Here is a 13,463-nt window from a genome sequence, read left to right as displayed (position 1 = left end):
TATAATAACTGTATACTAACCGCAAAAGTACGAAATGTTTTTCACAGAAAGTTTATACTTTTGAGGCGAATAACAGACAATACTAAGAATCTATGAATGTAAAAACACTTTTTTATGCGGTAGCCTTCTTGAGTTTATCATGGGTGCCTTTTACCTATGCGCAAGATGTCCTACCGGAATATACGCAAGCACGCCGTTTCGCCCCGTCGAATGCGGAACAGCTACTTTTCTCTTATACCCTTACCCCCAATTATTTTAATAATAGTGACAAGTTCTGGTATGAGTATAAGACGAGTGAGGGGACAAACTGGTATCTGGTGGACCCCAATTCGAGAAATAAACGATTATTATTCGATCGGGATGAGTTGGCGGCACAGATAAGCGAGATCGTGAGAGAGCCTTTTACCGGACAACAACTTCCTATCGAAGATTTACGCTTAAAGGAAGATGATCGCACGTTTACTTTCTCGATAAAGGGTACGAACGGGAACTATTTTTTCTCGTATGATTATCCGTCCTCCCGGTTGACTCGGATTACGAAAGACGAGATTCCTGCTAAAATCCGTTGGGCGAATATATCGCCGGATAAAAAGCGGGTCGTCTTCGCGAAAGATTTGAACCTGTATGTCATGAGTTATGAGGATTATGAGAAGGCCGTGAAGGACCCGGAGGATAAGACGATATCCGAGATCGCCTTGACTACGGATGGCGAAAAAGATTTTGGCTTTGGTATGCCCCGGACCTTCTTGAATACCGATACTTTATGTGACCATAAGCGGAAATATGTAATGGGGAACTGGTCTCCCGATGGTCGTTATTTCGCCGCAACTTTGTCGGATCAACGTGCAGTGCAAGATTTATGGGTGATTAACTCGATCGCCAAACCTCGTCCTACACTTGAGACCTATAAATATCAGATGCCGGGAGAGGCGGGTTCTCCAATCGTTCATTTATATCTCTTTGATTTGGAAAATACCGGGAAGCGGAAAGAAATCCGGGTGGATTGTTTTAAAGATCAAACAATCAATCTAGCCTCCAAGCCGGATAAGGAGCGTACGGGACTCACTCGGAACTCGATCTGGTTGGGAGATAACCAGACCTTCTATTTGACCCGTGTCAGCCGGGATATGAAACGGGTGGATATCTGTTCGTATACGATCGGGGAGGATTCGGTAAAAGCGATCATTGAGGAACGTCTAAATACCTCTATGGAAACCCGCCCGCTAGCGATGACCGATAATGGTAAGGAATTGATCCATTGGAGCGAACGGGATGGTTGGGCGCATCTGTATCTATATGACGCGCAAGGAAATTTGAAAAACCGTATCACCAAAGGACCTTGGCATGTGGACGCCATCGTAGACGTGGACAGTAGGAATCGTGTCGTTTACTTCAAAGCGAATGCCCGGGAAAAGGGAGATACGACTCCTTATTACGAGCATTTGTACCGGGTGAATCTGGATGGTTCGGGCTTAAAGCTGATTACTCCGGGCGATTATTTCCACCTGGTCTCTATGGATAAATCCATGCGATATATCGTGGATAACTATTCTCGTGTCAATACGATCCCGGCTACGGCATTGTATGATAACCAAGGTAACCGATTGATGACCTTGGAGGAGAGTGACTTCTCCCAATTATTCATGGCAGGTTATAAATTCCCTGGGCCTTTTTCGGTAAAGGCGGCCGACGGGGTGACCGATTTGTATGGTGTCATGTATAAGCCTTTTGATTTTGATTCCACGAAAGTATATCCGGTCATTAACTATGTATACCCCGGACCGCAACAGGAGGGAACTTTCTTTCGCTACATCCCGATGAATCCTCGTACGGATCGTTTGGCGCAAGCCGGATTTGTCGTGGTGTGCATGGGACACAGGGGAGGGCATCCCAGTCGCTCCAAGTGGTATCATAATTATGGATATGGAAATTTGCGTGATTATCCGATGGCGGATCATAAAGTGGCTATCGAGCAGTTGTGCGCTCGTTATAAATTCATGGATATCAACCGGGTCGGCATACACGGACACTCCGGTGGCGGTTTCATGTCTACAGCGGCTATGCTGCTTTATCCGGATTTCTTTAAGGTAGCGGTATCTTGTGCCGGCAATCATGACAATAACATTTATAACCGGTGGTGGGGAGAGAAACATCATGGGGTAAAGGAGATCACGGATGATATGGGAAATATCTCGTTCGATATTCGCATCCCGACCAATCAGGAATTGGCGAGGAACTTGAGAGGCCATCTGTTATTAATCCATGGCGATATCGATAATAATGTGCATCCGGCGAATACCATTGTTGTCGTGGACGAGTTGATCAAGGCGGGCAAGCGCTTTGATATGTTGATCGTACCGGGAAAACGTCATCATTTTGATGACTATAATGAGTATTATTACTGGCGGATGGTCGATTACTTCTCTGAGTATTTGAGAGGCGAACGGGAAACAGGTGCGGATATAAAAGATTTGAAGCTGGGCAATTGGTTTCAGGGGTATCAGTGATGAGAAGTAGTACTGACTTTGCCAAGTAATACATACTAACATCGCCAACGTAGTATATATTACTTGGCCAATGCGGTATATCTTCCGCGAACTCATCCATATGTGAGAGAGATTGTTTATTTTTGTCTCGCAAAAAAATAAATAGGATGAAACCTCTTGATATAATAAAGAAATATTATCCGGAAAGTTCGGATGCCTACCGGATTTTGGTGACTCATAGCCGCAGCGTGGCGGATAAGGCATTGGCATTGGCCCGTTTGCATCCGGAGATGAATCTGGATCTGACTTTTATTGAGGAAGCGGCAATGTTGCATGACATAGGGATCTTTTTGTGTAACGCTCCGGATATCGATTGCCATGGGGAGGCCGATTATATCTGTCATGGCTATCTGGGAGCCGATTTAATGCGGAAAGAGGGGTATCCTCGCCACGCCTTAGTTTGCGAGAGGCATACGGGGACGGGGCTTTCGCTTGCCATGATCGAGGAACGGAACCTGCCTGTTCCACATCGTGATATGCGTCCTGTGTCATTGGAAGAACAATTGATCTGTTTCGCTGATAAATTCTTTAGCAAGACTAAATTGACGAAAGAGAAACCGGCTGATAAGATAAAACAGAGCTTATCCAAGTATGGAAATGAGACAGTTGAGCAGTTTGAACACTGGTGTAAACTCTTTTTAGGGGAATAAAAGCATAAGGGCTCGTTTATTTATTATACATTTGCACGCTGTAACACACTGCAAAGAACGAAGTAATGTTTTTGATATATAGAGTCCTAATCATTCTATTCGTTTTCCTCTTGGGAGGCTTGGGCGTGCAAGCGCAGGAGATTGTCGCTCCTGCCGATAGCTTGGCGCAGGCTGATTCTCTCTTGGTGGCTCCTACGGATAGTACTACGTTAGCGGAAGATTCGATTCCTAAGAAGCAGACCGGGCTGGATGCTCCGGTCAGTTATCAAGCGACCGATTCTATCGTGATGACAGCTGGCAACTGGGCATATCTTTACGGGGAAGGCGATGTCAAATACCAGAATATCGAGCTGCAATCCGAATTGATTGAGATGAATATGGATAGTAGCATCGTGTTCGCTAAGTTTGGACTCGACTCTATCGGGCAGGAGTTTGGCTATCCGTTGTTTAAGGAGGGCGACCAGCAATATGAGTCGAAGACGATGCGGTATAATTTCGGTACCAAGAAAGGATATATCACGGACGTGATTACCCAGCAGGGCGAAGGGTATGTTACCGCCGGGCGAACGAAAAAGATGGAAGGGGATATCTTAAACATGGTGGGTGGTAAGTACACGACTTGCGATGAGCATGAGCATCCTCACTTTTACATCCAGATGACGAAAGCGAAGGTGCGCCCGAAAAAGAATATCGTAACGGGTCCGGTCTATCTGGTCTTGGAGGACGTGCCGTTGTATCCGATCGGGTTACCTTTCTGTTTCTTCCCGTTCTCGAGTACATATTCATCCGGTATTATTATGCCGACTTTCGGAGACGAGTCTACCAGAGGTTTCTTCTTGCGTGACGGTGGATATTATTTCGCCTTGAGCGATTATATGGACTTGGCTTTGTTGGGAGAGATTTATACCAAGGGATCTTGGGGATTGTCGGCCCGTTCGGCTTATCGGAAACGCTATAAATTCTCGGGCAGTTTTAATGCTTCTTATTTGGTGACGAAATTGGGCGATAAGGGATTACCCGACTATAATTTGTCTAAGGACTTCAAGGTAAACTGGACGCATACGCAAGACCCTAAGGCGAATCCTTATCTGTCTTTCTCGGCGAGCGTAAACTTCTCGACCTCTTCGTATGACCGTAATAATCAGAACAGTTTATACCCGAACGCAAACGGGTATGCCGACGTGAACCAGAATACGAAGAGTTCATCCATTAACGTAACGAAACGTTTCCCGAATAACCCGTTCACGATCTCCGGTACGATGAGTATAAACCAGACGACCCGTGATTCTTCTATCGCCGTAACCTTGCCTAGCATGACGGTTACGATGAGCCGTATCTTCCCTTTCAAGCGGAAGCATCCGGTCGGGAAGGAGCGTTGGTACGAGAAGATCTCCATGAGTTATTCCGGTACGTTCAGTAATAGTATCACGACAAAGGAAAACTTATTATTCAAATCGAATTTGATCAAAGATTGGCAGAATGCTATGCAGCACTCGATTCCGGTAAGCGCTACATTCTCCGTGCTCAAGTACTTGAATATTTCTCCCTCTTTCAATTATAAGGAACGTTGGTACACCAGCAAGATCGAACAGGAATATGATACGCAGAAACAGGCTTTGGTAGCCCGCGACACTACGTATGGTTTTTATCGTATTTACGATTTTAACGCTTCTATCTCTGCGTCTACTACCTTGTATGGTTTTTATAAGCCGTTACCATTCTTGGGTAATAAGGTTGAGATGATCCGTCACCGCTTCGAGCCGTCTATTACGGTAAGCGCCCAGCCGGACTTCGCTTCTTCTCGTTTTGGTTTTTATGAGACTTATGTATATCAAGATGCGAATGGTGAGGATCGTGAATATACGTATTCTCCGTTTGCTCATAATATGTATGGCGTTCCGGGAACGGGAAAACAAGGAAATATCAGTTTTGACGTAAATAACAATATCGAGATGAAGGTGCGTTCGGATAAGGACTCTACTGGATTCAAGAAAGTTAGTCTGATCGATAAGCTGTCGTTAGGCATGAGTTATAATATGGCGGCGGATTCATTTAAGTGGAGCGACTTGAGTGTCGGTTTACGTTTGAAATTATCCAAGAGTTATACGTTGAACTTGAATGGTCAGTTCGATACCTATACGTACGATGAGAATGGGCGGCGTGTCGATATTCCCCGTTGGAAAGCAGGAAAGGGTATTGGTCGTTTGAGAGGGACTAGTACCAGTTTTTCCTATACATTTAACAATGATACGTTTAAGAAGTTGTTTGGAGGAGGTGATAGTTCATCGGATAAATCCGGGAATCAATCGGCTTCTACGGATCCGAACGCAGATCCGGATGGCTTGAACCCGGATGGAGAAGGAGAGGGCGAGAATAAGGAAAGTGGTGGCCGTCTGTTGGGCAAAAAGAAAGAGACCGGTGAGACAGATGCCGATGGCTATTTAATTTCCAAGATTCCTTGGAGCCTCTCGTTTAGTTATGGTTTGAGTTTGCGGTATGGTGATTTTAATCGTTCTAAACTGGAGTATGATTACGCCTTGACTCACTCTTTGAGCTTTAACGGAAATATCCAGCCGACAAAGAACTGGCGTTTTAACTTTAACGCTACTTATGATTTTGACGCTAAGAAGATCTCTTATATGACTTGTAACGTAACTCGTAACTTGCACTGCTGGCAAATGACGGCTAGTTTCGTTCCGGTCGGTCCTTATAAATCCTATACATTCAGTATCGCTGTAAGCTCTGCTTTATTGAAAGATTTGAAGTATGATAAGAGAAGTAATTATAGGGATGGACAGCAGTGGTATTAAGAACCGAAAATTGAGAATTGAAAATTATTGGATTGTATAGCTAATTTTCAATTCTCAATGATCTTACCATTCGATGGGAGTTTGCCCAGTTGCGATTAAATAATCATTGGCTTTGCTGAAATGCTTGTTTCCGAAGAATCCCCGGTAAGCGGAAAGTGGGGACGGATGGGCTGATTTAAGAACCAGGTTACGGGATGAATCGATGAAAGCACCTTTCTTTTGTGCGTAGGAACCCCATAATATGTAAACGATATGGCTTCTTTCAGCCGCCAGACGATGAATAACAGCATCGGTAAAGGTCTCCCAACCTCTATTTTGATGGGAACCGGCTTGATGCGCTCGTACTGTGAGCGTGGCGTTTAGCAGTAATACGCCTTGATCTGCCCAACGAATCAAGTTGCCGGTTGTTGGAACCGGATGCCCTAAATCATCTTGTATTTCTTTGAATATATTGATGAGGGAAGGGGGGAAAGGTACCCCATCCTGCACGGAGAAACAAAGTCCGTGCGCCTGTCCCGGCTCGTGATAAGGATCTTGGCCGAGGATAACGACCTTCACTTTATCGAACGGGCAGTGCTCAAAAGCGTTGAACATATAAGGACCGGGAGGATAAACAGTACCTTGGCGGTATTCTTGTTTAACGAAATCGGTCAATTGCTTGAAATAATCTTTTTCAAACTCGTCGGCTAACCGTTTTTTCCAGCTTTCTTCAATCTTTACGTCCATAATATAATAGTTGGCTGTTAACTAAATAAGCATCATTCCAGCCGCACGTGCTTCCTTGCGCATCTCCTCCGGCCAGATACTTGCCTGTATCTCTCCGATATGGGCCTTACGAAGATAGAACATACACAACCGGCTTTGTCCGATACCACCGCCGATACTTTGCGGAAGTTCACCGCTCAAGAGGCGTTTGTGGAAATAGAGTTCTTTTTTCTCCCCGGCTTTGCAAATATCCAACTGGCGTAGCAAGGCTTCCTTATTGACGCGGATACCCATAGAGGATAGTTCCATAGAACGGTTTAGTACATCATCCCAAACCAATAAATCCCCGTTCAATCCGGTTTGTCCGTTCTCGGCGATCGTAGACCAATCATCGTAGTCCGGAGCACGTCCGTCATGCTTCTCTCCATTGCTTAGCGAGCATCCGATACCGATAATGAATACGGCCCCGTATTCCTTGGTAATAGCGTCTTCCCGCTCTTTCGGTGTAAAGGTAGGATATTTTTGTAACAAATCCTCTGAATGGATGAAATGAATCTGTTGGGGGAGCGTCGGGCGGATTTGAGGAAACATCTCGTAAACTAAATATTCGGTACGGACCATAGCGGCATATATGCGACGGACGATTTCCTTGAGGAAATCGATCTTACGTTCGCTTTCGCTCATTACACGTTCCCAGTCCCATTGATCCACGTATAAAGAGTGTAAATTACCTAGCTCCTCGTCTGAGCGGATGGCGTTCATGTCGGTGTAAATACCGTAACCTTCTTCAATGTGGTAATCGGCGAGTGTCAGTCGTTTCCATTTGGCGAGTGAATGTACGATCTCTGCTTTAGAGTCGTTTAAATCCTTGATAGGAAAAGTGACGGCTCGCTCGGTCCCGTTAAGATCATCATTGATACCCATGCCCTTAAGTACGAATAAAGGTGCGGTTACGCGTCTTAGGCGCAGCTCGGATGAGAGGTTTTGCTGGAAAAAGTCCTTGATCTTCTTGATTCCCATTTCAGTCTGGGATAAGTTAAGTAAGGCTTTATACCCTGCGGGTTTAATAAGATAGCTCATATACTTGTTGTACTTTGTGTTTGTGAAATATGTGCGGCAAAGATAATGATTAATGGCAAAATAACAAGAATGTGATCGCTTTTATTTGCAAAATGGCAGAATAAGCAGAATACTTATATGCAAAATATCAAAAATAAAATATTTCTCTCCTGTATTTGCTAAACTAAGATATTATATGTACTTTTGCGCAGTCTTTGGCTCGGTAGCTTAGTTGAATAGAGCGTCAGATTCCGGTTCTGAAGGTCGTGGGTTTGAGTCCCACCCGGGTCACAAGAAATCCTTGGTAATCATTAGATTTCCAAGGATTTTTTGTTTATGTGATTTTAAGGAAAACTATAACCGCATGTGTAAAATAGGATATTCTTTACCTTCTCCGTCCAAATCAGACCTTTTGTATGTGCTAAAGCCTATATGTTTATAAAAACCGACAGCTTGATTATTTTGCTCATTCACATCGACTTTTGTTACTTGCAAATTATCTATGGCATAAGTGATTAATTTTTTTCCTATTCCTATACCTCGATAATTATTGTCAATGAATAACATTTCAAGATTTCCTTTTGCGATTCCCATAAATCCTACTAAGATTCCCTCTTGTTCAAATCCGAATAGAGTGACATGTTGAAAATATACTGGAAGTTGTTCCTTATAGTATAGAAAATCTTCCTCTTTAAGAAAATCATGTGTATTTAATACTGCACTTTCCCAGATTTCCATCAAACGTGGATGATCTGTAACTTTAATTTTTCTAATCATAATTGTAATTACTATTTAAAGCTACAAAGTTCGGAACTTTTACATTTAAAGCACTGAATCTAAGTTAAAAAATACGTTTACGGATTCTGCTTAGTGCTTGTGGTGTGATACCCAAATAAGAAGCTATATCTTTTAGCGGTATATAGTTTAGTGTAATGCCATATTCTTCAATCATCTGTAGATAATACTGTTCAGGGGAATATTTAATCAAGTCGATATTTCTTTTCAAGAGTTTATTCAGCAATATAGCATTCAAATCTTCAAATACAGTTTTTACCTTAGGTATAGCGGTGTATAGTTCATTTTCTTGTTTCTTGTCTATTCGGTAAATAACGCTATCTACAATTGTTTGCACATTAAACGCAGACTTTGTTTGTAATGTAAAAGATATGTTCGACATTGAGAACGTACCCTCTTTACAAAACCAAAAGATTTGTTCTTCTCCTTTATGATTTAATAGCCAACAACGTAATATTCCATCAAAAACGAAATAACTATACCTCTCTATTTCTCCTTCCTTGACCAAAAATGTACCTTTACTAATCAATATTCGTTCAAAATATTGGTCAAATAACTTAGATTCCTTCAAATTGAAAGTACTGGTGCTATAATTAAATCCTTTAAGTAGTTTTTCTAAAAGCATAGTCTAAATGTAATAATTCGTAATATACTTACTCATTTGATATATTCACTGTTACTCCTGTTCTCCTTAATTTAATTTCTCATATTCAGTGAAATATATTTTCGACTACAAACTTACGAAAAAACCGAAAGTTTTTATGTACGTTTATGATGGAGTTATTTAAGTAATGAAAGAACACGGAAAACAAAGGTAATTAGCATGTTGTTAAATTGTTATTCTTTTGAAGATGTATTATTTCAAGTCGTTGTATTATAATAAGGTAAATAGTGTTATGATAGTAGTGGCAAACGTTTTGCAAGGCGAAAGATAAGCCGCTTGTCAATTCCCGGAGCTTTTGCTGAACTAACCTTACTTCGTTTTTGTTTTATTACCAGAAAGATGAATTGATAAGATAAAAAATAGGGGAATTATGTCAGCATTTTACAAATTTCTTTTTCCAATGAAGCCGGATGGTACAGCTATATCGTTACTGTTGTTGGCGCTTCGTTTGTTATTTGGAGGTCTATTGCTTTCGCATGGGATACAGAAGTGGACGAATTTTGAGAGCATGTCCGCCGCATTTCCGGACCCACTGGGAGTTGGACATTCGGTTTCTCTAGGCTTGGCCATTTTTGGGGAGCTTTTTTGTTCGATTGGCTTTATTCTCGGTGCGCTCTATCGGTTGGCAATGATCCCGATGATTTTTACCATGGGAGTGGCTTTCTTCGTGATTCACGGGAATGATCCGTTTTCTTTGAAAGAGTTGGCGTTCGTTTACTTGGTCGTTTTTATCTTGATGTATATAGCAGGACCTGGTAAGTTCTCGTTAGATCGTCTGATCGCTGTCCTCTTGTCGCAGAAGAGATAGGGAATTGTAGGGAAGTTAACTTGCTTTGGAAAAGTTTCTGGAACCTCGGGTAAACTCTCTGGTTCCTAAATAAAAAAAGACTGTCTGGAAACCAAACAATCTTTTCTATTGTGGGCGTTGACGGATTCGAACCGCCGACCCTCTGCTTGTAAGGCAGATGCTCTGAACCAGCTGAGCTAAACGCCCGAAAATCTTTCGGTGAAATAATAAATTTAAAGGTGGGCGTTGACGGATTCGAACCGCCGACCCTCTGCTTGTAAGGCAGATGCTCTGAACCAGCTGAGCTAAACGCCCTTTAAACTTATTTTTTCGTTCGCTTTATCTCTCTAAAGCGCTGCAAAGATACGGCTTTTTTTATTACCACCAAACTTTTTGACGAAAAAATGTGGATGAATATGAATTTTGTTTGGATGTGGCTACGTAAGTGTCTGATGGTCCTAAAAACGGGGCATTTAGTTAAAAATAACGATTGCTTACCTTATTATTCAATGGAAAAGACTTAACTTTGCGACTCTATATTAATAATGTATATGGTATTATCGACACTGACTGCTATTTCGCCCGTGGATGGGCGATACAGGAATAAGGCTGAGAATCTGGCGGCTTATTTTTCAGAATACGCACTTATCAAGTATAGGGTGCGAGTTGAGATCGAGTATTTTATTACTCTATCTGAGTTTCTTCCGCAATTAAGCGAGTTAAATGCGGCGGAAGTAAAAAAGGGGCTCCGGAAAATTTATCAGGAGTTTACGGAGGAGGACGCTTTACGAGTGAAGGAGATCGAGAGCGTGACAAACCACGATGTGAAAGCGGTGGAGTACTTTATTAAGGAAAAAACAAATCATTTCCTTGCGGAGAAATACCACGAGTTTATTCATTTTGGATTGACTTCTCAGGATATTAATAACACATCTGTGCCTTTATCGATCAAGGACGCTTTGCAAGAGGTGTATTATCCGGGTTTGGAAGAGGTGATCGGCGCCTTGAAAAAATACGCCGAGGAATGGATGGATATCCCGATGTTGGCTAAGACACATGGGCAACCGGCATCTCCGACTCGTTTGGGTAAGGAGGTGATGGTCTTTGTTTACCGTTTGGAGCAACAGTTGGCATTGTTAAAGGCCGTTCCTATCTCCGCTAAATTCGGTGGGGCTACAGGAAACTTCAATGCGCATCATGTAGCGTATCCGGAATATGATTGGAGGGCATTCGGTAACAAGTTCGTTAGTGAGGTGTTAGGCTTGAAGCGTGAGGAGTGGACTACCCAGATCTCTAATTATGATAATCTGGCAGCGATCTTCGATGGCTTGAAGCGTATCAATACGATCTTGATCGACTTGAATCGTGACTTCTGGCAATATATCTCCATGGAGTATTTCAAGCAAAAGATCAAGGCGGGTGAGATCGGTTCGTCTGCTATGCCACATAAGGTGAACCCGATTGATTTCGAGAACGCTGAGGGTAATCTAGGGATCGCTAACGCTATTTTAGAGCATTTGGCTACGAAATTGCCGGTATCTCGTTTACAAAGAGACTTGACGGATTCTACCGTGTTGAGAAACGTAGGCGTGCCTTTGGCACATATAGAAATTGCCTTCAAGAGCTTAACAAAAGGCTTGGGTAAATTGTTATTGAACGAGAACGCCCTAAGTAGGGATTTGAATAATTGCTGGGCTGTGGTAGCCGAGGGTATCCAGACGGTCTTACGCCGTGAGGGTTATCCGAAGCCTTACGAGGCATTAAAAGCTTTGACACGTACGAACCAGACTGTTACGGAGCAATCTATCAAGGAGTTTATCGAAACCTTGAATGTTAGCGACCGGATTAAAGATGAATTAAGGGCTATAACGCCTCATAATTATACAGGAATTTAGTGATAATACAGGTAGCCGTGAGGCTACCAAGTTTTTAACCATTGTTTAATTTATAACAAATGAGTACAGAAGAAAGAGATGAATCTCAACTGCGTCCAAAAAAAGTGATACCAAGTATCAGACGGGAAAACACAGACCAAGAAGGTGAAAGAAGACCTTACAATCAGGGTTATAATAAACCTGAGGGTAGCTATGAACGTAGACCGTATCGGTCTTATGGAGAAAATAACCGTCCTTCATACGGGGATCGTCCGAGCCGTCCGCGTTCTTACGATAATAACCGTGAAGGCGGGTATGGCAACAACCGTGAGGGGGGCTATGGTAATAGTCGTCCATCTTATGGCAACAATCGCGATGGTGGGTATGGAAATAATCGCCCGTCTTATGGCAACAACCGTGAAGGTGGCTACAACAGCGGCCGCTCGTCTTATGGAAATAACCGCCCGTCATATGGGAATGGAGGAGGGCAATACAATCGTCCGTCTCGTCCTAATTATGATGGACCGGCAAAGGCTTATTCCGCTAGTCCTTCCGGAGAGGGAATGTCTGCGGATGGTATGAAGAAAAGAAGACCTAGAGTAGGTGATACCCGGGTTGATTACAATGATTCACGTTCAAGCGGCGGGGACGGTTACGCACCCAGACGTTCGTATGGTAACGATAACTCTTATGGCGGTAATCGTCAAGGGGGTGGTGGATATGGAAATAATCGCCGTCCTTCTTACAATAATAATCGCCGTTCCGGTGGAGGAGGTGGTTTCCAAAGACAGCAGGGTTACAACATGCGTCCGAAACAGATCAAGTATAAGGAAGTCTTGGCGGATCCGAACGAACCGATTCGTTTGAACAAATTCTTATCTAACGCTGGTGTTTGCTCTCGTCGTGAGGCGGATGAGTTTATCCAGAAAGGGGCTGTTAAGGTAAACGATGTCGTGGTAACGGAATTGGGTACTAAGATTACTCGTCAAGATGTTGTTACATTTAACGAGAAGCCGGTTCAGATTGAGAGCAAGGTGTATATCGTATTGAACAAGCCGAAGAATTGCGTAACGACTTCTGATGATCCTCAAGAACGCTTGACAGTAATGGATTTGGTGAAGAACGCTTGCCAAGAACGTATTTATCCGGTAGGCCGCTTGGACCGCAATACGACAGGTGTCTTGTTATTGACGAACGATGGTGATTTAGCTTCTAAATTGACTCACCCATCTTTCAAGAAGAAGAAGATCTACCATGTGTGGTTGGATAAGAACGTGGCTATCGAGGATATGGAGAAAATCGCCAACGGCCTTGAGCTTGAGGATGGGGAGATCCATGCGGACGCTATCAGCTATGCTAGCGAGGACGATAAGAGCCAAGTGGGTATCGAGATCCATTCCGGCCGTAACCGTATCGTGCGCCGTATTTTCGAATCGTTGGGATATCATGTGACGAAATTGGATCGTGTTTATTTCGCCGGTTTGACTAAGAAGAACTTAGGCCGCGGTAAATGGCGTTACTTAAATGAAAGGGAAGTGAACGCTCTTAGGATGGGAGCTTTCGAATAAAAAAA

General features: G+C 43.1%; 10 protein-coding genes and 3 tRNA genes. 7 read left to right on the top strand and 6 right to left on the bottom strand.

What is annotated here, in order from left to right; all coding sequences use genetic code 11:
• Positions 1-92: 92 nt before the first annotated feature.
• The 3 genes from HMPREF0999_RS13655 (at position 93) to HMPREF0999_RS13645 (ending at position 6,006) form a co-directional block, all read left to right on the top strand.
• Complete coding sequence (locus HMPREF0999_RS13655; protein WP_009276161.1) at positions 93-2,507, top strand: S9 family peptidase; 2,415 nt, start codon at positions 93-95, stop codon at positions 2,505-2,507.
• 146 nt (positions 2,508-2,653) lie between these two features.
• Positions 2,654-3,196, top strand: a complete 543-nt coding sequence (locus HMPREF0999_RS13650) for an HDIG domain-containing metalloprotein (protein WP_005867908.1) — start codon at positions 2,654-2,656, stop codon at positions 3,194-3,196.
• A 65-nt stretch (positions 3,197-3,261) separates the two neighbouring features.
• Entirely contained in the window at positions 3,262-6,006 is a 2,745-nt protein-coding gene (locus HMPREF0999_RS13645; RefSeq protein WP_009276160.1) for a putative LPS assembly protein LptD, read from the top strand.
• 63 nt (positions 6,007-6,069) lie between these two features.
• Here the strand turns inward: HMPREF0999_RS13645 and ung are convergent, their stop codons facing one another.
• Both ung and asnA read right to left on the bottom strand, forming a co-directional pair.
• Positions 6,070-6,732, bottom strand: a complete 663-nt coding sequence (ung, locus tag HMPREF0999_RS13640) for a uracil-DNA glycosylase (RefSeq protein ID WP_005858947.1) — start codon at positions 6,730-6,732, stop codon at positions 6,070-6,072.
• A 21-nt stretch (positions 6,733-6,753) separates the two neighbouring features.
• Positions 6,754-7,791: an aspartate--ammonia ligase gene (gene asnA / locus HMPREF0999_RS13635; protein WP_005858945.1), complete on the bottom strand. Its 1,038-nt coding sequence runs from the start codon at positions 7,789-7,791 to the stop codon at positions 6,754-6,756.
• A gap of 196 nt (positions 7,792-7,987) precedes the next feature.
• Here asnA and HMPREF0999_RS13630 point away from each other — a divergent pair.
• Positions 7,988-8,061, top strand: a tRNA-Arg gene (locus tag HMPREF0999_RS13630).
• 63 nt (positions 8,062-8,124) lie between these two features.
• On the opposite strand, the gene HMPREF0999_RS13625 is transcribed toward HMPREF0999_RS13630, so the two are convergent.
• Together HMPREF0999_RS13625 and HMPREF0999_RS13620 are read right to left on the bottom strand one after the other, a co-directional pair.
• On the bottom strand, positions 8,125-8,547 hold the full coding sequence (locus HMPREF0999_RS13625) for a GNAT family N-acetyltransferase (protein WP_009276159.1): 423 nt from the start codon (positions 8,545-8,547) through the stop codon (positions 8,125-8,127).
• Between the two features lie 64 nt (positions 8,548-8,611).
• Positions 8,612-9,190, bottom strand: coding sequence for a Crp/Fnr family transcriptional regulator (locus HMPREF0999_RS13620; protein ID WP_005858942.1), 579 nt, complete (start codon positions 9,188-9,190; stop codon positions 8,612-8,614).
• Positions 9,191-9,599: 409 nt separating this feature from the next.
• On the opposite strand from HMPREF0999_RS13620, the gene HMPREF0999_RS13615 reads away from it, so the two are divergent.
• Positions 9,600-10,037 carry a DoxX family protein gene (locus HMPREF0999_RS13615; RefSeq protein ID WP_009276158.1) on the top strand — a complete coding sequence of 146 codons (438 nt, stop codon included), beginning with the start codon at positions 9,600-9,602 and terminating at the stop codon, positions 10,035-10,037.
• Between the two features lie 111 nt (positions 10,038-10,148).
• Here HMPREF0999_RS13615 and HMPREF0999_RS13610 read toward each other — a convergent pair.
• Both HMPREF0999_RS13610 and HMPREF0999_RS13605 read right to left on the bottom strand, forming a co-directional pair.
• Positions 10,149-10,223, bottom strand: a tRNA-Val gene (locus tag HMPREF0999_RS13610).
• A 33-nt stretch (positions 10,224-10,256) separates the two neighbouring features.
• A tRNA-Val gene (locus tag HMPREF0999_RS13605) sits at positions 10,257-10,331 on the bottom strand.
• 236 nt (positions 10,332-10,567) lie between these two features.
• Between HMPREF0999_RS13605 and purB the strand changes: the two genes are divergently transcribed.
• Positions 10,568-11,911: an adenylosuccinate lyase gene (purB, locus tag HMPREF0999_RS13600; protein ID WP_005858936.1), complete on the top strand. Its 1,344-nt coding sequence runs from the start codon at positions 10,568-10,570 to the stop codon at positions 11,909-11,911.
• A 59-nt stretch (positions 11,912-11,970) separates the two neighbouring features.
• On the top strand, positions 11,971-13,458 hold the full coding sequence (locus HMPREF0999_RS13595) for a pseudouridine synthase (protein ID WP_009276157.1): 1,488 nt from the start codon (positions 11,971-11,973) through the stop codon (positions 13,456-13,458).
• Positions 13,459-13,463 lie beyond the last annotated feature (5 nt).

The organism is Parabacteroides sp. D25, assembly GCF_000307475.1.
Classification (GTDB): domain Bacteria; phylum Bacteroidota; class Bacteroidia; order Bacteroidales; family Tannerellaceae; genus Parabacteroides; species Parabacteroides distasonis.
This window is presented reverse-complemented; position numbering and strand designations above follow the sequence as displayed.

Excerpts from the sequence above, each read along its gene's own strand:
- HMPREF0999_RS13655 (WP_009276161.1), top strand. The coding sequence starts at position 93 with ATGAATGTAAAAACACTTTTTTATGCGGTAGCCTTCTTGAGTTTATCA.
- HMPREF0999_RS13650 (WP_005867908.1), top strand. The coding sequence starts at position 2,654 with ATGAAACCTCTTGATATAATAAAGAAATATTATCCGGAAAGTTCGGAT.
- HMPREF0999_RS13645 (WP_009276160.1), top strand. The coding sequence starts at position 3,262 with ATGTTTTTGATATATAGAGTCCTAATCATTCTATTCGTTTTCCTCTTG.
- ung (WP_005858947.1), bottom strand. The coding sequence starts at position 6,732 with ATGGACGTAAAGATTGAAGAAAGCTGGAAAAAACGGTTAGCCGACGAG.
- asnA (WP_005858945.1), bottom strand. The coding sequence starts at position 7,791 with ATGAGCTATCTTATTAAACCCGCAGGGTATAAAGCCTTACTTAACTTA.
- HMPREF0999_RS13625 (WP_009276159.1), bottom strand. The coding sequence starts at position 8,547 with ATGATTAGAAAAATTAAAGTTACAGATCATCCACGTTTGATGGAAATC.
- HMPREF0999_RS13620 (WP_005858942.1), bottom strand. The coding sequence starts at position 9,190 with ATGCTTTTAGAAAAACTACTTAAAGGATTTAATTATAGCACCAGTACT.
- HMPREF0999_RS13615 (WP_009276158.1), top strand. The coding sequence starts at position 9,600 with ATGTCAGCATTTTACAAATTTCTTTTTCCAATGAAGCCGGATGGTACA.
- purB (WP_005858936.1), top strand. The coding sequence starts at position 10,568 with ATGGTATTATCGACACTGACTGCTATTTCGCCCGTGGATGGGCGATAC.
- HMPREF0999_RS13595 (WP_009276157.1), top strand. The coding sequence starts at position 11,971 with ATGAGTACAGAAGAAAGAGATGAATCTCAACTGCGTCCAAAAAAAGTG.